Genomic DNA, 20,494 nt, shown 5'->3' with positions numbered 1-20,494 from the left:
AATTATAATGCTTGGTTTTGCCTGAAGGAATAATCGCCGCATTCCTCGGGCCATTTCGCAACAGATCGCTTCGCGTACACTGATTAAAGGCGAGGAAAAGCCTGCGATCGCGGCATATCAATGCGCGCCGCATAAGTAAGGAAGGCAGTGACGAAGACGGCTGCAACGCTTTGCGCAGGAATGCGCGCAGCGGGGAACAAGTCGGGCAAGGCGCCATATTGCCACATCGCAATAGGCTTAATTCTCACAGATTGTCACAAGTCGAAAATAATCTGGTCCGGCGTAAAAAAAGCGCCCGCAGGCGCTGTTTTCAGGCGGCCGGCAACAGCGCCCTGACCTCGTCCGGCAGCGGCACCGACTTCTCCGCCAGGAAATCGACCCAGACAATCTTCGCCGCGCCCTCGGCATGCAGTGCCCCGGCCTGCCCGTCGGCGCCGACCAGCCGGATCTCGTGCGACAGCACGAAGCTCGAACGCCCCGGCAGCCCCGCATACGAGCGCACTTCGATCTCGGCCGGGTATTTCAGCTGCTTCAAAAACGAACACTGGGCATTGATGAGCACCGGGCCGGTACCGGTCGGATCGGGCAAGGCGCCGATCTGCTCCAGCCAGGCGATGCGCGCCGTTTCGATATACCGGAAATACACGGTGTTATTCACGTGGCCCATCGCATCCATGTCACCCCAGCGCACGTCCATCCGCATCGTGTGTACCAACTGTTTGTCGCTCATGCCATTTACTCGTCTTCGATTTCGTTAAATTAAAATGAAAATGGCGCCGTTGCCGGCGCCAATTCGTCAATATCGACAATATATTCTATTGTGCGGTCATGCCGTCATCGGCGGTAATGATCGCGCCATTGATGAAATGCGCCTCTTCGGCCGCGAGCAATAACAGCAGGCCGTCGAGGTCTTCCGGTTTGCCGGGACGCTTGCGCGGCAGCAGGTCGATCAGTTTCTTGCCCTGCTCGGTCTCGAAATAATCCTCGTTCATTTCGGTCGCAATATAGCCCGGGCAAATGGCGTTCACGTTGATCCCGTATTTGCCCCATTCGACCGCCATCGCCTTGGTCATCTGCACCACGCCGGCCTTGCTCATGCAATACACGCCGATCTGCGGCAGCACGCGCAGGCCGGCCACCGAGGCGATGTTGACGATGCGGTGCTGCTTGCGCGGATCGCCCTTGGCGCGCTGGATCATGCGCTTGGCCGTCTGCTGGGCAACGAAGAAGGCGCCGCGCAGGTTGGTGTCCATGATGTACTGATAATCGTCCTCGGTGACGTCAAGCAGGCGCTGGGTGCTCTGCACGCCCGAGTTGTTGATCAGGATATCGATCGGGCCGGCCTCGGTCTCGGCATGGGCAATCGCCGACTTGATGCTGGCCATGTCGGTTACGTCCAGGTTGACGACGTGGGCGGCGCCGCCGTCGGCCTCGATTTCGGCGCGCAGTTCCTTCAGCCGTTCGGTACGGCGCGAGGCCAGCACCACCTGGGCGCCGGCGCCGGCCAGGGCTTTCGCGAAGCGGGCGCCGAGCCCGCTCGAGGCGCCGGTGACCATCGCAATCTTTCCTTCAAAATTCACTTCGATGCCCACATTGGCTCCTGTCCTGTTGTGCTCCGGCACGGATGATGTCGAAGGCATAATGATGTCACAGATTGCCGGGTTTAGATTGCCGCGCCTAAAAATGGGCCTAAAATGGCGCCCGACATTGCATTCAGGCCGAAAAACCCGCACACTCGTGCTTAAATTTTTTTAACCATACAAGACCATGACTGAGACAATCAACATTCTCGAACAATACGGCCCGCGCGAGGCGATGGAGTACGACGTCGTCATCGTCGGCGGCGGCCCGGCCGGCCTGTCGGCGGCAATCCGCCTGAAGCAGCTGGCGGCCGAGAAGGGCCAGGAAGTGTCGGTCTGCGTGCTCGAGAAAGGCGGCGAAGTCGGCGCCCATATCCTGTCGGGCGCGGTCATGGATCCGATTGCCCTCAATGAATTGTTCCCGAACTGGAAGGAACTCGGCGCACCGCTCAACACCGAAGTGACCGAAGACCGCGTCCTGTTCCTGACGGAGACCAAGGCACGCGCCACGCCGAACTTCATGATCCCGAAGATGCTGACCAACCACGGCAACTACATCGTCTCGCTGGCGAATGTGGTGCGCTGGCTGGGCCAGCAGGCCGAAGCGCTGGGTGTCGAAGTCTTCCCGGGTTTCCCGGCCGCCGAAATCCTCTACAACGAGGATGGTTCCGTCAAGGGTGTCGCGACCGGCAACATGGGTGTCGACCGCGAAGGCAATCCGACCGACGCCTTCCAGCTCGGTATGGAACTGCACGCGAAATACACCTTCTTCGCCGAAGGTTCGCGCGGCCACCTCGGCAAGCAGCTGATGGCCAAGTACGACCTGAACAAGGGCAAGGACCCGCAGACCTACGGCATCGGCATCAAGGAGCTGTGGGAAATCGACCCGGCCAAGCACCAGCCGGGCCTGGTGATCCACACCGCCGGCTGGCCGCTGGATAACAGTACCTATGGCGGTTCCTTCCTGTACCACCTGGAAAACAACCAGGTCGCGGTGGGCTTCGTCGTCGGCCTGGCTTACCAGAATCCGTATTTGTCGCCGTACGAGGAATTCCAGCGCTATAAAACCCACCCGGCGATCCGCGGCTTCTTCGAAGGCGGCAAGCGCATCTCCTACGGCGCGCGCGCCATCACGGCCGGCGGCCTGCAATCCTTGCCGAAGACCGTGTTCCCGGGCGGCGCCCTGATCGGCTGCGACGCCGGCTTCCTCAACACCAGCCGCATCAAGGGCAGCCACAGCGCGATCAAGACCGGCATGCTGGCCGCGGAAAGCGCCTTCGAAGCGCTCGGCGCCGGCCGCCAGCACGACGAGCTGAGCAGCTACCCGGCCGCCTTCGAGCAGTCCTGGTTGTACAAGGAACTCCATGCGGCGCGCAACTTCAAGCCCTGGATGAGCAAGGGCCTGTACCTGGGCACCGTCATGACCGGCATCGACCAGATGATCTTCAAGGGCAAGGCGCCCTGGACCCTGCGCCACAAGCACGCCGACCACGAAATGCTGCGCCCGGCCTCCGAGTTCACGCCGATCGTGTATCCGAAGCCGGACGGCAAGCTGACCTTCGACCGCCTGTCGTCGGTGTTCATCTCGAACACCAACCACGCGGAAGACCAGCCGGTGCACCTGACGCTGAAGAACCCGAGCATCCCGGTCGACGTGAATCTGGCCAAGTACGCCGGTCCCGAGCAGCGCTACTGCCCGGCGGGCGTGTACGAGTTCGTGAAGACGGATGCGGGGCAGGATCATTTGCAGATCAATGCGCAGAACTGCGTGCATTGCAAGACCTGCGATATCAAGGATCCGACGCAGAACATCGTGTGGGTGACGCCGGAAGGTGGCGGCGGGCCGAATTATCCGAACATGTAAGTTGAAGCGGGCACCAGGCGGTGCCCGTTTTTTTTCGTGATGCGGCAGCACGCCCACCTTCTTGTTGTTTTGCGGCAACCTGCTCTTTCGGTGAGGATTTCGCGCATGTGATAATCCTGCTTTGCAATCTCACCAATACTCACGATGCCGCGTTTCACCTCGTTCCGCCCTGCTCTCCTCTGCTCGCTGCTTGCCACTGCCTTTGTCACCCCTTCGGCCTTCTCCCAGACCGGCCCCTCCTACCTCATGACCCGCCTGGCCCAGCTGCCCGAATACAGCCGCGGCGGCGGCGCCGTGCGCATCTATGGCACGCTGGATCTCGGCATGATGTACACGACGACCGACCATGCGAGCGGTCGCTGGCAGCAGCAGAGCGGCGGCGACCACACGTCGAAACTCGGTTTCTATGCCTCGGAAGACCTGGGCAACGGCGTCAAGGCGGAAATGAAGCTGGAAGCGGGCATCAATGCCGACACCGGCGCCCAGCAGGCGAGCGCCCTGTTCAACCGCGAATCCTGGGTCGGCCTGCGTTCGAACACCCTGGGCACGGTGCGCCTCGGGAACCAGATCAATGCGATGCTGCCGCTCTTCATCGACCCGTTCGCGCTGGTGAACACCAATTCGGTCTACACCTGGGTTGCCGGCGGCGCCATGCAGGGTCCGCGCGGCGTCGGTGCGAATACCGACCTCGGTCCGGGCGCGGGCACGATTCCGGTGCGCGTGCCGAAGTCGATCACCTATGCGACGCCGCGCCTGGGCGGTTTCGCGGCCCAGGCCATCTGGTCCGCCAATCCCTACGGTACGGGCGAGCCGTCGACCGGCACGCGCGGCGGCGTGGTCTCGTACAGCACCGGTCCGGTGTATCTGGCGGCAAGCCTGATCCAGTCCTTCAGCAGCCCGGTGACGATCAGCGCAGGCCTGCCGGCGCAGCCGGTGCGCACCGACATCCCGTCGGTCGGCGCGATCTTCGATAACGGCAAGCTGGTGCTCTCGACCTCGTATGCGCGTATCTCGCCGCAGCTGGCGCAAAGCGGCGAAGCGCAGATCGTCACCCTGGGCGCGATCCTGCCGCAGGGCCGCCTGACCTGGCGCGCGTCCGCGGTCCACCGCGATACCGAGGGCGCGCGCAACGGCGCCGGCCAGTTGGTCGCATCCTCGGCGCTGGGCCTGATGCTGGGCGTCGACTACGAGCTCTCGCGCCGTACCGGCCTGTATGCGCGCGCCGGCTCGGTGCGCAACTTCGGCGCCTCGACCATCATCCTCAACAGCGTTGCCCTGCCCCTGCAAGCGGGCAGCACGGCGCCGCAAACGGGAATCGAGACCCGCACCTGCTCGCTGGGCCTGTTCCACCACTTCTAAATAAAAAACGGCGCGGGACCAGAAAGCCCGCGCCGCAAACCACGCTCGAATGAGGTAAAACTCAGTCGTCCGCTCAGTCAGCTGCTCAGTCAGCTGCTCAGTCAGCTGTAATTTTGCCGGTCTCGATCACGTTCTTCCAGCGCGCCTGTTCGCCCGCCAGGAACTGCTCGAACTGCTCGGGCGTATTCGCCACGACTTCGAAGCCCTGCTCCACCAGCTTGGACTTCAGCGCCGGCTCGGTGAGCGCTTCGACGATCGCGCCGTGCAGCCTGGCCTTCACGTCCTTCGGCAAGCCCTTCGGTGCGGCGATGCCCTGCCACGAATAAATCTCGACGCCGGGAACGCCCGATTCCGCCAGGGTCGGCACTTTCGGCAGGACGGCGGCGCGTCCCTCGCCAGTCACGGCCAGCGCCTTGAGCTTGCCGCTCTTGATATAGGGGAGCGCGGCGTTGATGTTCACGAAGGAGACGTCGGTCTGCCCGCCCAGCAGGTCGGTGATCGCCGGGGCGCCGCCTTTATAGGGCACGTGCAGGCCGCTGGTGCCGCTCTTCTGCCAGAACAGTTCGGCCGTCAGGTGGTCCGAGCTGCCGTTGCCCGAGGAAGCGAAGTTGACCTTGCCCGGGTTCTTTTTCAGGTAGGCGAGCAGTTCGGCCATGTTATTGGCCGGCAGGTCGGCCCGGGCGACCAGCACGTTCGGCGCGCGCACGGCAACCGTCAGCAGGTCGAAGTCGCGTTGCGGGTTATACGCCAGGTTCTTCTGCAGGAAGGGGTTGACGGCATACACGCCGATCGAGGCGACCATCAGGGTGTAGCCATCGGGCGCCGCGCGCTTGACCAGGCCGGCGCCGATCGCACCGGTGGCACCGGGGCGGTTGTCGACGATCCACGGCTGGCCGAAGCGCGCCGAGATCTTCGGCCCGATGGCGCGGGCGATCGCGTCGGTCGATCCGCCCGCCGGGAAGGGCACCACCACGGTGATGGTCTTGTCCGGATAGGCCGCCTGCGCGCCCGACACCAGCATCATGCTCGACAGCACAGCTAGCAGAAACTTCTTTGCATTCATTTCGCGTCTCCTGATCATTTTGATTTATGGATGTACAGACTTCCCGATGCCGTCCCACCTCCTTGCGGGAAGTGAGACGGACCGTATCACCGCACCAGGCAAGGCCCCTTGGCGTCGAACTTCCAGTTCGGCACCAGGAACTGCATCGCCGTCGCATCGTCGCGCGCGCCCAGGCCCATGTTGCGATAGGCCTGGTGCGCCTTCTCCAGTTCGGCCGGGTCGAGTTCGATGCCCAGGCCAGGCTTTTCCGGAATGCGGATCATGCCTTTCTCGATCTTCAGCGGTTCTTTCGTCAGGCGCTGGCCGTCCTGCCAGATCCAGTGGGTATCGATGGCGGTGACCTTGCCCGGCGCGGCGGCGCCGACGTGGGTGAACATCGCCAGCGAAATATCGAAGTGGTTGTTCGAATGCGAGCCCCAGGTCAGGCCGAACATCTGGCACAGCTGGGCCACGCGCACCGAACCCTGCATGGTCCAGAAATGCGGGTCGGCCAGCGGGATGTCGACCGATTGCAGCTGGATCGAATGCGCCATCTGGCGCCAGTCAGTGGCGACCATGTTGGTGGCGGTCGGCAAGCCGGTGGCACGGCGGAATTCGGCCATCACTTCGCGGCCCGAGAAGCCGTCTTCGGCGCCGCACGGATCCTCGGCATAGGCCAGCACGCCGTGCTTGTCGCGGCAGACGCGGATCGCGTCCTTCAGCAGCCAGCCGCCGTTCGGGTCGAGCGTGCAGCGCGCTTCGGGGAAGCGCTCGTGCAGGGCGACGATGGCTTCCATTTCGGCGTCGGCGCTGAGCACCCCGCCCTTCAGTTTGAAGTCGTTGAAGCCGTAGCGCTCCCTGGTCGCTTCGGCCAGGCGCACGATGGATTCGGGCGTCAGCGCTTCCTCGTTCCGCAGGCGGAACCAGTCGTTGTCTGCGTCCGGTTCGGCGCGGTAGTCGAACGGCGTCCTCCTGCGATCGCCCACGTAGAACAGGTAGCCCAGCATCTCGACCGCATCGCGCTGCATGCCTTCGCCCAGCAGGCTGGCCACCGGCACGTTCATGAACTGGCCGAGCAGGTCGAGCAGCGCCGATTCGACGGCGGTGACGGCGTGGATGGCGACGCGCAGGTCGAAGGTCTGCTGGCCGCGCCCGCCGGCGTCGCGCCCGGCAAAGGCGGTGCGCATGGCGTTGAGGACGTTGTTGTATTCGCCCAGGGTCTTGCCGACCACCAGCGAGCGCGCATCCTCGATCGTCTGGCGGATCTTTTCGCCGCCGGGCACTTCGCCCAGGCCCGTGTTACCCAGGCTGTCGGTGAGGATCACGATATTGCGCGTGAACCAGGCGCCGTGGGCGCCGGAGAGGTTCAGCAGCATGCTGTCCTGGCCGGCGACGGGGACGACGCGCAGGTCGGTGATGGTTGGGGCGCCCGAGACTGCTTTGTTCATGTTCGACTCCAGAAAATGCGTTGCGTAAGAATTATTTGATGAGCGATCTGGTCAACGAGACCCGCTTGATGTCGCCCACGATGAAGAGGTAGCTGACGATGGCCAGTGCCGCATTCGCGCCGACGAAGACCAGGGCGCCGGCGAAGGATCCCGTGCCCTGCACGATGTAGCCGATGACGATCGGCGTCGTGATGCCGGCGGTATTGCCGAAGGTGTTGAACAGGCCGCCCGACAGGCCGCCGGCTTCTTTCGGCGAGGTGTCCGACACCACCGCCCAGCCCAGGGCGCCGACGCCCTTGCCGAAGAAGGCGAGCGACATCACGGCCACGACCAGGGCGTCGGTTGCGATGTAGTTACAGGCGATCATCGAGGTCGACATCAGCATGCCGAGCACGATCGGCAGCTTGCGTGCCACCGACAGGGAGTAGCCTTTTTTCGACAGGCGGTCCGACAGCCAGCCGCCGAAGATCCCGCCCAGGCAGCCGGCGATCGCCGGCAGCGAGGCGACGAAGCCCGCCTTCAGGATCGTCATGCCGCGTTCCTGCACCAGGTAGACCGGGAACCAGGTCAGGAAGAAGTAGGTCAGCGTGGTGATGCAGTACTGGCCGATGTACACGCCCAGCAGCATGCGGTTGGCGAGCAGCTCCTTGATGCAGGCGAAGGTATTCACGCCCGGCGCCGCCGCCGTGCGGCCGCTGCCGTCGATGTCGATCAGGGCGCCGCCTTCCTGCATGTAGCTGAGCTCTTCCTTGCTCACCGTCGGGTGCTGCTTCGGCGGGTGGATGGTTTTCAGCCAGATGAAGGACATGCAGATGCCGATCGCACCCATCACGTAGAACACGCTCTGCCAGCCGTGGGCATGCACCAGCCAGCCCATGATCGGCGCGAACAGGACGGTCGCGAAATACTGGGCCGAGTTGAAGATGGCCGAGGCCAGGCCGCGCTCGTGGGTCGGGAACCAGGCCGAGGTGATGCGGCTGTTGCCCGGGAACGAAGGCGCTTCCGCCGCGCCGACGGCAAAGCGCAGCGCAAACAGCATCGCCACCGCTACGGCGCCGGTGAAGAAGCCGACGAAGCCGGTACACAGCGTGAACACCGACCACAGGAAGATGCTGAAGAAATAGGTAATTTTCGAGCCGAAGCGGTCGAGCAGCCAGCCGCCCGGCAACTGGGCCAGCACATAGGACCAGGCGAAAGCGGAGAACACGTAGCCCATCTCGACCGGCGACAGTCCCAGCGCTTTTTTCAGCTCGGGACCGGCGATCGAGATCGTGGCGCGGTCGGCGTAGTTGATGGTCGTGACCATGAACAGGATGGCGAGGATCATCCAGCGCGCGTTGCTTGCGGGGGTGGCGGGCTTGGTCCTGGCGGGCGCGCCGACGGTGCCCGTGCGGGCCTGTACTTGTTCCATGCTTGTCTCCTGAGTAGATACGCCTGCCGCCCACCGGGCGGACAGGGACTGGACTTTTTTGTATTTGTTGACGGCCATCATAGGGGTGCCAGGATGGCCGAACAAACCAATCACTGTCCTGATCGATCCACGATTTGAATCGATGCAGCGCGATCAGAACGTGTGGCGCAGGCCGAGGTTGTAGCCCGTATTGCCGCTACCCGACTCGGAATTGTTGGCGACCGTGTAGCCGGCGCCGTTCTTGTTGTTGATGTGGCCGTAAGCCGCGTACACGCCGCTGCGTTTCGACAGCGCATACAGGTAGCCGATGCCCCAGGCATTGGCGTCCTGGTTGAAGGCGGTGCGGTCGTCCTTGTGCATGACCGAGGCCATCAGGGTGCCGGCGCCGATTGGTGCGCTGATGCCGAGCAGGAGCTCGCGCCCGTCGGTGGAGGCGGTCGGGCGGACGCCGCCGTAGGGGTTGTTCGCATTGCCGAAAGGCGCACTGTTGAAACCCTTGTCGACATTGAAGCCGGCGAACAGCTTGACGAATTTCAGGTCGTAGTTCGCGGCCAGCAGCGTGTTGCGGCCGGTGCGTCCGCCAGGCTGCAGGGTTTCCGCGTTCTTGTTGTTGTAGGCCAGGCGCAGGTTCAGCGGGCCGTTCGCATAGCCGATCGCGCCGCCGTACTGGCGGCCGTCGGCGCTGTGGGCGAGTTCGCCCAGGCTGTAGGCGAGGTCGACGGTGACGCCGGCGACAGTCGGCGCGGAATAGGTCACCGTATTACTGGTGCGCACGTTCGCGCCGCTGTCCGGGAACAGGTTCTTCGAGGTGCCGGCATAACCGGTGCCGAACGGATCGGCAACCTGGGCCAGCGCCTGGTGCCAGGGCGTGTACTGGCGGCCGAGGGCGACCGAGCCGGCCTTGCCCTTCAGGCCGACGAAGGCCTGGCGGTTGAAGAGGACGTTGTTGGCGTCGAGGGCGCCGGTATCGATCCGGGGGCCCGATTCCAGCGTGAAGAAGGCGGACAGCCCATCGCCGAGCTGCTCGGTGCCGCGAAAACCGAGGCGCGAGGCCGAACCGGCCCCGCTGGTGATCTTGTTGACGTGGCCAGCGCTGCCGCCGCGTTCGCCGACGAATGCCGCGTCCATGATGCCGTAGATCGTGACGTTGGTTTGTGCCTGTGCCGCGGCGCTTGCGCCGAGCAGTCCGAGCGCGATGGCTACCTGAGTGCCTGCCTTCATTGTGTTGTCTCCATGATTGATGGGCATGCAAGGCCGGACACGGTCGATGCCGCGCTTGATCCGGTGCTGATCTTGCACAAAAACAATCATAGGCGTGGAACGATCCACGAACAAACCAATGCGTGACGCGTCCGATCCACGAATTGAATAGATGGGTCCGGTTCAGCTCACCTGGAAATTCGGGACGATGTCGCGCTTGAACAGCTGGAGGATGGGGTTCTCGTTGTCGCGGCGCCAGGCGCAGACCATGCGCACCGGCTCGGTGTCGATCTTGCGCACGACGATGCCGTCGAAGTGCAGGCGCGTCGCGCCCTCGGCCACCAGGGCGGCGCCGATGCCGGCGTTCACCAGCGCCAGCATCGTGTGCACCTGGCCGATGTGCTCGACGATGTCGGGCACGACGCCGGCACGCTCGAAGCGTTCGCTCAGCATCTGGTGGAAGGGGCGCGCCTCGTAGGGCGAATACATGACGAAGGGCTTGCCGTGCAGGTCGGCCAGGGTCGGGTTCAAAGGCCATGCGTCTGCCTCGCCTTTCGGGATCGCCAGCATCAGCGCCTCGGTCGCCAGCAGGGCCGACTCCAGTTCGGCGTTCAGGGCATGCGGCCGCATCAGGCCCAGTTCGATCTGGCTGGCGTTGAGCGCCTCGACCTGCTGGGTGCTGACCAGCTCCTTCAGGGTCAGCACCACGCCCGGCGACTGTTCGCGCAGGCGCCGCACCACCTCGGGCAGCAGGCTGTAGCCGGCCCCTCCCGTAAAACCGATCGCCAGCGTGCCCTGCTCGCCTTTGGCCACGCGCCGCGCAGTGAACGTCGCTTCTTCCGCCATGCGCAGGATGCGCGCCGCTTCCGGGAAGAAGGCCTTGCCGGCGGCTGTCAGGCGCACGGTGCGGCTGTTGCGCTCGAGGAGCTGGGCGCCGACGTGGTGCTCGAGCAGCCGGATCTGGCGCGAGAGCGGCGGCTGCGTCATGTTGAGGCGCTCGGCCGCGCGGCTGAAGTGCAGTTCCTCGGCCACCGCCACGAAGCAGCGAAGCTGGCTGATTTCGAACATGGTGCTTTCCCCTGTCTTCCTGTGGATAGTTGGCGCTAGCGGTGCGCCCGGTTCAGGCGCCGCTCGGCCAGGCGCTGCACCTGCTCGAAAACGAGGCTCAGGGCCCAGTAGATGGCGGCCGCGGCCAGGTACAGCGGCAAGGGCTGGAAAGTGGTCGCGATCACCTCCTTGGTCGCCAGCATCAGTTCGGTCATGGTGATCACCGAGACCAGCGAGGTGTCCTTGATCAGGCTGATCAGGGTATTGCTCATCGACGGCACCGCCACCCGCAGCGCCTGCGGCAGCACGACGTGGACCAGGGTCTGGCCATAGCCCAGGCCCAGGCTGAAGCCGGCGCGCCACTGGTCCTGCCGGATGCTGGCGATCGCCCCGCGCAGGCTCTCGGACAGGTAGGCGCCGCTGTTCAGCGACAGCGCCAGCACGCCCGCCGTGACCGGGGTGAATTCGATGCCGATGCCCGGCAAGCCGTAATAGATGACGAAGATCTGCACCAGCAGCGGCGTGCCGCGCATCACGCTGACATACAGCGTGGCCGGCCAGCGCAGCACGGCGACAGGTGCAATGCGCATCAGCGCCACCGGCACCCCGATCGCCATCCCCCCAATCATGGCCGCCAGCGCGAACAGCAGCGTGTAGCCGGCCCCCGTGAGCATGGCCGGCGCAGCCTCGCGCAAGAGCGCAAACAGCGCCATCGCTCAGTGCGCCGGGCGCGAGGCGTCGCTGCCGAACCACCTGGTCGACAGCGCCTTCAGGCTGCCGTCCGCCTGGAGCCCGGCCAGCGCCCCGTCGAGCGCCGCCTTGAACTTCGGATTACCCTTGCGGAAGGGGATGCCCATGCGTTCGACGGCGCCCACGCGCGCGCCGGCCTTGATCGGCAGTTGCGAATTCTTCAGCAGGTAAGCCACCATCAGGCTGTCGTTCAGGGCCGCGTCGATGCGTCCGAAAGCCAGGTCCTGCAGGTTCTCGGGCGCGGCCGGGTAGCTTTTGACGAGAATGCCGGGCACGCTTTTCGCCTGCTGTTCGAACACGCTGCCCTGCCCCACGCCCAGGGTCTTGCCCTTCAGGTCGGCCAGCGACTGGTAGGCGATGCTCTCGTTGCGGCGCACGATCAGCTGGGGCGAGGACCAGGTATAGGGCTGGGAAAAATCGAAGGCCTGCTCGCGCCTGGCGGTGATGCCGACCTGGCTGACGATGACATCGTACTTGCCCGAGGCCAGACCGGCGAGGATGGCCGACCACTCGGTGGTCACGAATTCGGGTTTCAGGCCCAGCCTGGCGGCCACGGCTTTCGCCACGTCGACGTCATAGCCGGCCAGCTGTCCCGTCTTGCCGTCCTTGAAGTTGAAGGGCGGATAGGTGCCTTCCATCGCGATGCGCAGGCTGCCGCGCGCTTTCACCGTATCGAGCAGGTCGGCGGCGGATGCGGGCAAGACCGCGCCGAGGGCCAGCACGACCGCGCCGAGCTGACAGGCACGGCGGCGCGAAGAAAACAAGGACAGCGTACGCATCGGGGTTGCTCTCCGTTAAAAAGCGAATGTTGCTTTTATAACCGAAAAGCGCGCCGCCGGGCGAGGGAAAGATAGGGCGCTGTTCTCGTTAAGTGTGGGATCGCTTTGAACAGCCGTGGCCCGCACGACGAGTGGAGCTCCACACTTTCCACACTTAACGCGAACAGCGCCAGGATATTTTCAGTAGGCCTGCGCTTGCCCGCGCGAGCCGAAGCGGTGGCCGACGACCAGGGTCGTGCTGGCGACCAGGCTCGACAGCCCGATGACGAGCTGGACCAGCCGGTCGGCCGGCAGCAGCCAGTAGGAACCGCGCGGGATCTCGGCGCCGGTGGCGGCCACGATCAGGGGCGCAACCCAGCTGGCCTCGTCGTCGACGTCGAGCTGGATGGCGTCTTCATGCGTCTGCAGGTAGATGTTGCCGCCTTCGGCCAGCGTGAAGCAGACGCCGTAGCCGGTTTCCTGGGGCTTGATCAGGTCCTGCAGCGCCTGGTCGTGCTCCGCGATCCAGAGTTCGACGTCCTGCGGCGTTTCGAGGTGGATCCAGGGACGGGGACGGAAGCGTGGAGGCGTATCAAGTGGAGCGGTCATCGGAGGCGAAAAAGATCAACGGCAAAGGAGCTATCCTACGGCATTTCGGGGTGGACGTACATGGCGCACTAGGACGCGACCAGGGTAACGATGCGCGGCCGGATCCTGCCGTCCTCGATGACGAGTTCAGCGGCCGAAACCGGCAGCGAGAAGCGGCGCCGCCCGGCACTGCCGGGATTCAGGTAGAGGACCCCGTTGCGCTCGGCGCAGGCCGGCTTGTGCGAGTGGCCCGAGACCACCACGCGCACGCCGCAGGCCGCCGGATCGATGTCGAGCTCCTTCAGGTCGTGGATCGCGTACAGGGAAATCGGCCCGACCTGCAGCGTGGCGGTGACGGGTATCGTGCGCGCCCAGGCCTCGCGGTCGTTGTTGCCGCGCACGACAGTGAGCGGCGCGATCTGCGCCAGGCGTTCCAGGATGGCCGCGTTGCCGATGTCGCCGCCATGGACAATATGGTCGCAGCCCGCGAGAAAGGCGAGTGCCTCGGGGCGCAGCAACCCATGCGTGTCGGAGATCAGCCCGACGCGCACGGCCTGGTTGGCATGGGGCTTAGTGATGGCGCTTCGCCCCGGCCATCTTCGCCGCGGTATAGATCGAGTACAGGGCGGCCAGGCCGACCAGTACATACACCAGGCGCGCCGCCGGGCTGCCGGGGCCGAAGATGGTGGCGACCATGTCCACTTCGAACAGCCCCACCAGCGCCCAGTTCAGGCCGCCGATGATGAGCAGGGCCATCGCCAGGTAATCGAGCGCCGACATGGCCGAGCGGCTGCCCTCGCGCATGGCGCTGCGGCGTTCGGGGTTGGTTCGGCGATCCATCGTTGGTGCGTTCATCGTTGCCATAGCGTTCTCCTCGAAAAGATCCGACGCTCGAGCGGCAGTCAACGCACTGCCGCTCCAGATCTCACGATAGCAAAAACTGGCGTCAGGAGGGCGCTTGATACCCTATCAACCTTGTCAGCCTTTCCAGGTGCGGTTCAGGCCGGTATCCGCGTGGATCCAGCCGCCTTTCGGGCCGGAACGGTAGTAATAGCCGACGCCACCCTGGCCAAAGCTGCGGATCAGGCCACCCAACACCTCCTCGGTCAGGCTGGCAATCCGGATGTCGGCGGCCTTGCCCGACATGTGCAGCGACTTGCGCGCGGCCGGGATGCCCTGCTCCTGCAGGCGCGCGTTCGAGGCCGGCGTGCGGTAGCCGGACAGGATCTCGAGCGGCTGTTCCATGCCGTAGCGGGCGATGAAGGCCTGCGTGCCCCACAGCATTTCGAGCAGCTTGGGGTCGATGGGCGCGGTGGCGCGGCCGTTCACGTCGCGCAGCAGGTGGCACAGTTCCTGGTAGGCGGAGTCGATCACTTCGCCGTCCTTCCAGTACAGCAGCCTGGCGCGTTCGCCGCTTTGCGGGCGCGTCACCGACAGCGTGCGCGGCTTGACCCAGAAATCGAGGTCGAGCAGCTGGGCGTCGAACAGGTCGGGAGGCGGCGTCAGGTCCGCCGGTGCGGCTTGCTGGGCGGCGTTGGCATTGGTAACGAGGATCGGGGCAACTGCGCCTAGGGCGGACAGGCGCATGCCCTGTTGGAGGAAATCTCTGCGGGAAGGCATAAGGCACTCATCTTTGCGAAGGCCGTACTATAACTGAACGAGATGCCGCACAAAAGACGTGTTTTGTAGCTTATTCACTGCAGTTACAGAAACGTTTTCGCTTCGCGTCCATCTCTTCGGGCTTGGCATCAAGCTGTTTCCACATCAGGTTGCACTCCAGCCCGAAGCAGGATTTTTCCAGGCCGGCGTTCGCATAGCCATGGCGCTCATAGAACGTGGCGCAGCTTTCCGGGCTGTGCAGATTGAGTTTGCGGATATTCCAGGCCCGTGCCTGTTCCTCGACCGCGGCCAGCAGCGCGCGGCCGACGCCGATCCGCAAGGCGCCCGGTTCGACATAGCACAGGGCCACCCTGCCGGCCTGGGTCAGCAAGGCCAGGCCCAGCAACTGCCCGTCGCGCTCGGCGACGATGGCGTGGTTGGTCGGCGAAGCGAACCAGGCTGCAATCGTTTCCGGGGTCTTGTTGGCGAGCCAGGCATCGAGGACTTCGGGCCGGCCGCGGTGGTCCGGCTCGCAGACCTCCGCGATCGAGCGGCGCAGCAGCGCGCAAGCGTTGGCGGCGTCGTGTGGCACTGCTTTGCGAATGTCGATACCCATGAACTTCTTACCCAGTAACTCGTAATGACTGACTCTATTGCTCGCCGGAACGCTTTTGACGTCGTGGCCGATGTCCGGACTATACACCGAAAGCCGCCGAGCTTGCCCGAGGCCATGCATACACGCCAGGGCTCTAAGCATATGAGAAAACTGTTCTTCCGTTTTGCTGCGAATAAATGGAAGATGCACGCTGTTCCCATTGTATTGAAAGAGCGAGAAAAATATGCCACATACTCCCGTCAATTCCCTGCGTCGCTGGATCCTCGCGCTGGCCGTCGGCGCTGCGCTGCCCTTCTCGGCAAGCGCGGCCGAGGTCGAGCTGCTGAACGTGTCCTACGACGTGGCGCGCGAGTTGTACAAGGACGTCAACCCGGCCTTCATCGAGAGCTGGAAAAAGAGCACCGGCGAAACCGTGACCATCAAGCAGTCGCACGGCGGCTCGAGCAAGCAGGCGCGCGCCGTGGCCGATGGCCTGGAAGCGTCGGTGGTGACGATGAACCAGGCCAACGACATCGACATGCTGGCCGACCGCGGCCTCGTGGCGAAGGATTGGGCGAAGAAATTCCCGAACAATGCGGCGCCCTACTACTCGACCATGGTGTTCCTGGTCCGTAAAGGCAATCCGAAGGGCATCAAGAACTGGGACGACCTGGCCAAGCCGGGCGTGCAGGTCATCATCCCGAATCCCAAGACCGCAGGCAATGGCCGCTACACCTACCTGGCGGCATGGGGCTCGGTGCTGAAGAAAAAGGGCGGCACCGAAGCGCAGGCGCGTGACCTGGTCGGCCGCATCTTCAAGAACGTACCGATCCTCGACGCCGGCGGCCGCGCCGCGACCACCACCTTCACCCAGCGCCAGATCGGCGACGCCCTGGTGACTTTTGAAAACGAAGTGAGCATGGTGCGTGCCGAGTTCGGCGACAACTTCGAAGTCGTCTACCCGACCGTGTCGATCCTGGCCGAGTCGCCGGTGGCCGTGGTCGACAAGGTGGTCGACCGCCGCGGCGTGCGCAAGCAGGCGACGGCTTACCTGAACTTCCTGTACACGCCGGCCGGCCAGGAAATCGGCGCCAAGCACTTCCTGCGCGTGCGTAATGAAGCGGTGATGAAGAAGTTCGCGGGCAACTACAAGCCGATCACCCTGTTCTCGGTCGACGAGCTGTTCGGCGGCTGGCGCAATGCCCAGAAAGTGCACTTCGACGACGGCGGCGAGTTCGATAAAATTTACCAATCGAAATAATCGAAGCGTACGGAGAAAACGATCATTCTCTTTTTGATCGGACAATCCAGTTGTCGCTCTACAAAGGCCCTGTAACTACACAGGGCCTTTTTTGTCACTAAATATCACAGTTGAGCTCGTTTTTGCCTGTGCGCCATAGACACAAAGAAACGCGGGTGCTATCTTCCACTACTTCGGTGTGCCCTGTAGCAAGAATATAGCCAGAAACGCGGCGCCGTCCCCGGCGCCTGGCCTCTAACCCGACACCTATTCCGACATCCATGATCAAAAAACTGTTCGCCGCTGCCCTGTTGTCGATCTCGTCTGCTGCCGCATTCGCGGTGCCGTTCGGCTCGCAATCGGTGCTGGTGGTTGAAGACGACACCGGCAAGGTATTGCTGGAAAAGAACGCCGGCGCCATCGTGCCCATCGCTTCGCTGACCAAGCTGATGACCGCGATGGTCATCCTCGACGCGAAGCAGGACATGAACGAGCTGATCGAGATCGACCGCAGCGACGTCGACACCCTCAAGCACAGCACCTCGCGCGTGCCGGTCGGCGCCAGCATCCCGCGCGCCGACGTGCTGCAGCTGGCCCTGATGTCCTCGGACAACCGCGCAGCCGCCTCGCTGGCGCGCACTTATCCGGGCGGCCAGCTGGCCTTCAAGGCCGCCGTGCGCCGCAAGATCGCCGCCCTCGGCATGACCAATACCGTGATCGAAGAGCCGACCGGCCTGTCGCCGAACAATCGCTCGACCGCGGCCGACCTGGTCAAGATGGCGCAGGCCGCTTCCCATTACAAGGAAATCACCGACCGCACGACCGATGCCAAGAACCTCGTCAGCATCAACAGCCGCGAAGTCGAATTCCACAACACCAACCGCCTGGTCGGCGCCAAGGGCTGGGACATCGGCCTGTCGAAAACCGGCTACACCCAGGAAGCGGGCCGCTGCCTGATCATGAACATCAAGGCCGCCGGCAAGAACGCGACCATGGTGCTGCTCAACGCCGGCGCCTCCTCGGCGCGCATCCTCGACGCGCTCAACATCCGCCGCTACCTCGCGGGCGAAGAAGCAACGAGCGGCCGCGTGGCGCGTGCCAGTGGCCCGATGAAAGCCAGCACTGGCGGCCCGCGCATCACCGCCGGCAGCGGCCGCGTCGTGAAAGCGAGAGCGACCGTCCGCGCCAAGGCGAAGGTCGTGCCGATCAAAAAGAAGGTCGTCGTGTTGCGCAAGCGCCGCAACTGACGGCAGGGGCCGCGAGCCGGCCACTTGACTGATAAAAAGGGATCTCCGCAGGCTGAGATCCCTTTTTTTATGCCCGTTGCGATGCGGTCCGCCAAAAGCAAAGCCCCGCATCGGCGGGGCTTTCGTATTCCAGCGGACTGCGCTTGCCTGCTTACAGCGGCGGCATCGGGCCGTCCACGTAGGGAGCACCCGACAGCTCGAAGGCGCGGCGCAACTCGGCGCCGAAACGGCGCAGCATGTCGCGGAAGCTGGCTTTGGCCGGGGCCGGGGAAGTGATGGCGATCGTGTTCATATGCGCTCCTGTGAATTCGTTGACCTGTGTCGATGGTTGAAGCTTACGCTCCAGCAAGATATAAATCCAATTTCGCTTTTGGATTTCCGACATAAGAAAGCCATATGTCTCCCATCGAGCTCATCATTAGCGCTACGGGACTGTTATCACGCCAGTGCATATGCGGGGCACGCTGCCGAGCCGGCGCTGCCTCGCCGCCATCGCGGGTAGAATGCGGATCGACCAACCTGTGAAAGCATGCAATGAAAAAAACCGACCTCGCCAAAAGCGACGCCAAGAAAATCATGAACCAGATGGGCGCGCGCAATGCCGCCTTCGGCGCGGCTGCGTCCGCGCCCGTCGACAAGCGCGAACAGCGCGAACGCGACCGCGCGCTGGGACTGGTGCCGTTTGCGGTCAAGCTCAATGGGGAGCTGGTGGGGCGCTTGCAGGCGCTGGCGAAGGAGCGTGGGGTCGACATGAACCAGCTGGTCGACGAAGTAGTCCGCAAGGGCCTTGGAGAGTAAGAAGCGAGTTTGCTGCGCTACCGCTCGATCAGGTGCCGCAAGCCGCTCGCCCGGTGCGTGCGCCGCGCGACCGCCTCCGCCAGCACCGTCCCATTCGGCGTCACCAGCGTGAACTCGGCGCTGGCACGCGTGATGCCCGTGTAGACCAGCTCGCGCGTCAGGATGCCGTGGCGGTCCTCGGGCAGCACCAGTACCGTGTGGCGGAACTCGGAACCCTGCGATTTGTGCACCGTCATCGCATACGCGGTCTCGACGCTCCTCAGGCGCGTCGCCAGCACGCTGCGCACTTCGTCGCCTTCGAGGAAGTAGACGCGCAGCGAGCCGGGACGGGCCGGGTCGCCCAGGGTCAGGCCGATATCGCCGTTGAAGACGCGGGTGCCGTAGTCGTTGCGGGTGACCATGACCGGGCGCCCGACATACCATTCCCCCGTGCGCCGCAGCAGGCCCGCCGCCTGCAGGCTGGCCTCGATCGCCGTGTTCAGGCCGGACACGCCCCACTCCCCTTCGCGCACCGCGCACAGGATGCGGAAGGCTTCGAAGCGCTGCAGCACCGCGCGTACCCAGTCCTCATGCCCGCCCGCCGGTCCCGCGCGCAGCAGTTCCAGGTAGGGCTGGTAGCCCGCCAGCGCCAGGCTCACCACCTGGTGCTGGTGCGCGCCTTCGATCCAGCGCAGCGCACCTTCGCCACCGCCGCGCAGCACGGCTTCGGCGGCCGGCGCCTCGCCCGCGTTGACGGCCAGCGCCAGCTGCCCGATCGGGCCGCCGAAACGGCGGCTGTGGCGCAGCATGACCGTTTGCTGGGCCAGCGGTCCGGCGCTGCCCAGGTAGGCCGGAGGCAGTTCCTCGCCGCTGGCCGCCAGCACATAGGCCGCGGTGTGCGCGCTGTAGCCGCCGGCCTGGGCATCGTGGCACAGGTCGCCCAGCACGGCGCCCGCTTCCACCGAGGCCAACTGGTCCTTGTCGCCGAGCAGGATCAGGGTCGCGCCGGGCGGCAAGGCATCGAGCAGGCTCGCCATCATCTCCAGGTGCACCATCGAGGCTTCGTCGACGATCAGGACGTCGACGTCGAGCGGGTTGCCGGCATGGTGGGCAAAGGCGCGGCTGTCGGGACGCGCACCCAACAAGCTGTGCAGGGTGCGCGCGGCGCCCATGCGGCCAGTGAGTTCACGCAGCTTCAGCTTGTCGCCGACGCGCTCGGCCAGTTCGTTCAGGGCCTTGTCGATCGACTGCTTCAGGCGCGCGGCGGCTTTCCCGGTCGGCGCGGCCAGGGCGATGCGCTGCCGGGCGGCGTCGGGGGCGACCGCGAACAGCAGCGCCAGCAGGCGCGCCACGGTATAGGTTTTACCGGTACCCGGGCCGCCGGTGATGATCGCGACCGAGCCGCGCAGGGCGACGGCGCAGGCCAGTTTTTGCCAGTCCGGCTTTTCCTGGGCCCGCTGCGAGGCGAACAGCAGGTCGAGCCAGCCGCGCACCTCATGCGACGCGACCGGGTGGCTGGCGGCGGCGCGCGCGCGGATGCTGTTCGCCACCAGGGTTTCGTCGCGCCAGTAACGGCGCAGGTACAGGCGCTCGCCGTCGAAGACGAGCGGCGCGCCGTAGTCGAATTCCTCGACCTGCCATACCTGCTCGCAGGCGGCCAGCTGCACGGCCCAGGCTTTCGCGTTCTTCGGCAGCGGCGCCACCGTTCCCGCCAGCGCCTGCCAGCCCTCCCGGGTCCAGCCGAGGAGAGCCGCCGGATCGTGCGCCAGGTCGGCGATCTGCAGGCAGCTGTGGCCATGCCCTTCGAGTTCCGACAGCACCAGCGCCGCCAGCAGCACCGGAGGCGCGACGGGCCCGAGCGAATCGACGAAGCGCGCAAAGGCGAGCGACAGGCGGCGCAATTCGCCGGCCTCGATCAGGCGCGTCGCTTCTTCCCACAGGGCAGCCGGCGATGCGCTCACCTGCGCGCTGTGTGCGTCGTGCTTCATG

Annotated in this window: 21 protein-coding genes; 5 read left to right on the top strand and 16 right to left on the bottom strand. The window is 64.7% G+C overall.

Annotated features, from left to right (window positions below):
* Nucleotides 1-310 precede the first annotated feature (310 nt).
* Nucleotides 311-730, bottom strand: coding sequence for an acyl-CoA thioesterase (locus ACI48I_RS08035; RefSeq protein ID WP_193685379.1), 420 nt, complete (start codon nt 728-730; stop codon nt 311-313).
* An 85-nt stretch (nt 731-815) separates the two neighbouring features.
* Nucleotides 816-1,640, bottom strand: coding sequence for an SDR family oxidoreductase (locus ACI48I_RS08030; protein WP_407943863.1), 825 nt, complete (start codon nt 1,638-1,640; stop codon nt 816-818).
* A gap of 127 nt (nt 1,641-1,767) precedes the next feature.
* On the opposite strand from ACI48I_RS08030, the gene ACI48I_RS08025 reads away from it, so the two are divergent.
* Complete coding sequence (locus tag ACI48I_RS08025) at nt 1,768-3,444, top strand: electron transfer flavoprotein-ubiquinone oxidoreductase (protein ID WP_193685377.1); 1,677 nt, start codon at nt 1,768-1,770, stop codon at nt 3,442-3,444.
* A 144-nt stretch (nt 3,445-3,588) separates the two neighbouring features.
* On the top strand, nt 3,589-4,803 hold the full coding sequence (locus tag ACI48I_RS08020) for a porin (protein WP_498573834.1): 1,215 nt from the start codon (nt 3,589-3,591) through the stop codon (nt 4,801-4,803).
* A gap of 97 nt (nt 4,804-4,900) precedes the next feature.
* Here ACI48I_RS08020 and ACI48I_RS08015 read toward each other — a convergent pair whose 3' ends face one another.
* The 12 genes from ACI48I_RS08015 to ACI48I_RS07960 form a co-directional block, all read right to left on the bottom strand.
* Nucleotides 4,901-5,827, bottom strand: a complete 927-nt coding sequence (locus ACI48I_RS08015; protein ID WP_193689026.1) for a Bug family tripartite tricarboxylate transporter substrate binding protein — start codon at nt 5,825-5,827, stop codon at nt 4,901-4,903.
* A gap of 125 nt (nt 5,828-5,952) precedes the next feature.
* Nucleotides 5,953-7,293 (bottom strand): glucarate dehydratase, encoded by a 1,341-nt coding sequence (gene gudD, locus ACI48I_RS08010; RefSeq protein ID WP_498573833.1) that lies wholly within the window; start codon nt 7,291-7,293, stop codon nt 5,953-5,955.
* 31 nt (nt 7,294-7,324) lie between these two features.
* A complete protein-coding gene (locus ACI48I_RS08005) occupies nt 7,325-8,704 on the bottom strand; it encodes an MFS transporter (RefSeq protein WP_498573832.1) in 1,380 nt (459 codons plus the stop codon).
* Nucleotides 8,705-8,857: 153 nt separating this feature from the next.
* Nucleotides 8,858-9,925 carry a porin gene (locus tag ACI48I_RS08000; RefSeq protein WP_193685373.1) on the bottom strand — a complete coding sequence of 356 codons (1,068 nt, stop codon included), beginning with the start codon at nt 9,923-9,925 and terminating at the stop codon, nt 8,858-8,860.
* A gap of 162 nt (nt 9,926-10,087) precedes the next feature.
* Nucleotides 10,088-10,972 (bottom strand): LysR family transcriptional regulator, encoded by an 885-nt coding sequence (locus tag ACI48I_RS07995; RefSeq protein WP_193685372.1) that lies wholly within the window; start codon nt 10,970-10,972, stop codon nt 10,088-10,090.
* A 35-nt stretch (nt 10,973-11,007) separates the two neighbouring features.
* Complete coding sequence (locus ACI48I_RS07990) at nt 11,008-11,664, bottom strand: amino acid ABC transporter permease (RefSeq protein ID WP_193685371.1); 657 nt, start codon at nt 11,662-11,664, stop codon at nt 11,008-11,010.
* 3 nt (nt 11,665-11,667) lie between these two features.
* On the bottom strand, nt 11,668-12,480 hold the full coding sequence (locus tag ACI48I_RS07985; RefSeq protein WP_498573831.1) for a transporter substrate-binding domain-containing protein: 813 nt from the start codon (nt 12,478-12,480) through the stop codon (nt 11,668-11,670).
* A 180-nt stretch (nt 12,481-12,660) separates the two neighbouring features.
* Complete coding sequence (locus tag ACI48I_RS07980) at nt 12,661-13,068, bottom strand: hypothetical protein (protein ID WP_193685369.1); 408 nt, start codon at nt 13,066-13,068, stop codon at nt 12,661-12,663.
* Between the two features lie 68 nt (nt 13,069-13,136).
* Complete coding sequence (locus ACI48I_RS07975) at nt 13,137-13,598, bottom strand: metallophosphoesterase family protein (protein WP_498573830.1); 462 nt, start codon at nt 13,596-13,598, stop codon at nt 13,137-13,139.
* A gap of 19 nt (nt 13,599-13,617) precedes the next feature.
* Entirely contained in the window at nt 13,618-13,911 is a 294-nt protein-coding gene (locus tag ACI48I_RS07970) for a DUF378 domain-containing protein (RefSeq protein WP_193685367.1), read from the bottom strand.
* Between the two features lie 114 nt (nt 13,912-14,025).
* Nucleotides 14,026-14,667 (bottom strand): YcbK family protein, encoded by a 642-nt coding sequence (locus ACI48I_RS07965; RefSeq protein WP_193685366.1) that lies wholly within the window; start codon nt 14,665-14,667, stop codon nt 14,026-14,028.
* A 70-nt stretch (nt 14,668-14,737) separates the two neighbouring features.
* Nucleotides 14,738-15,262 carry a GNAT family N-acetyltransferase gene (locus ACI48I_RS07960; RefSeq protein ID WP_193685365.1) on the bottom strand — a complete coding sequence of 175 codons (525 nt, stop codon included), beginning with the start codon at nt 15,260-15,262 and terminating at the stop codon, nt 14,738-14,740.
* Nucleotides 15,263-15,485: 223 nt separating this feature from the next.
* Between ACI48I_RS07960 and ACI48I_RS07955 the strand changes: the two genes are divergently transcribed.
* Both ACI48I_RS07955 and ACI48I_RS07950 read left to right on the top strand, forming a co-directional pair.
* Nucleotides 15,486-16,502, top strand: coding sequence for a sulfate ABC transporter substrate-binding protein (locus ACI48I_RS07955; RefSeq protein WP_498573829.1), 1,017 nt, complete (start codon nt 15,486-15,488; stop codon nt 16,500-16,502).
* Nucleotides 16,503-16,762: 260 nt separating this feature from the next.
* Nucleotides 16,763-17,728, top strand: coding sequence for a serine hydrolase (locus ACI48I_RS07950; protein WP_193685364.1), 966 nt, complete (start codon nt 16,763-16,765; stop codon nt 17,726-17,728).
* Nucleotides 17,729-17,879: 151 nt separating this feature from the next.
* Here ACI48I_RS07950 and ACI48I_RS07945 read toward each other — a convergent pair whose 3' ends face one another.
* On the bottom strand, nt 17,880-18,020 hold the full coding sequence (locus ACI48I_RS07945) for a hypothetical protein (RefSeq protein ID WP_193685363.1): 141 nt from the start codon (nt 18,018-18,020) through the stop codon (nt 17,880-17,882).
* Nucleotides 18,021-18,262: 242 nt separating this feature from the next.
* Here ACI48I_RS07945 and ACI48I_RS07940 point away from each other — a divergent pair, with 242 nt between their 5' ends.
* Complete coding sequence (locus tag ACI48I_RS07940; RefSeq protein WP_498573828.1) at nt 18,263-18,526, top strand: hypothetical protein; 264 nt, start codon at nt 18,263-18,265, stop codon at nt 18,524-18,526.
* A 17-nt stretch (nt 18,527-18,543) separates the two neighbouring features.
* Here ACI48I_RS07940 and recD read toward each other — a convergent pair whose 3' ends face one another.
* Entirely contained in the window at nt 18,544-20,493 is a 1,950-nt protein-coding gene (recD, locus tag ACI48I_RS07935) for an exodeoxyribonuclease V subunit alpha (protein ID WP_498573827.1), read from the bottom strand.
* Nucleotide 20,494: the final 1 nt, after the last annotated feature.

The organism is Massilia sp. LXY-5 (assembly GCF_059801075.1).
The sequence above is the reverse complement of the archived record's forward strand: the minus strand, read 5'-3'. Positions and strand labels throughout refer to the sequence as shown.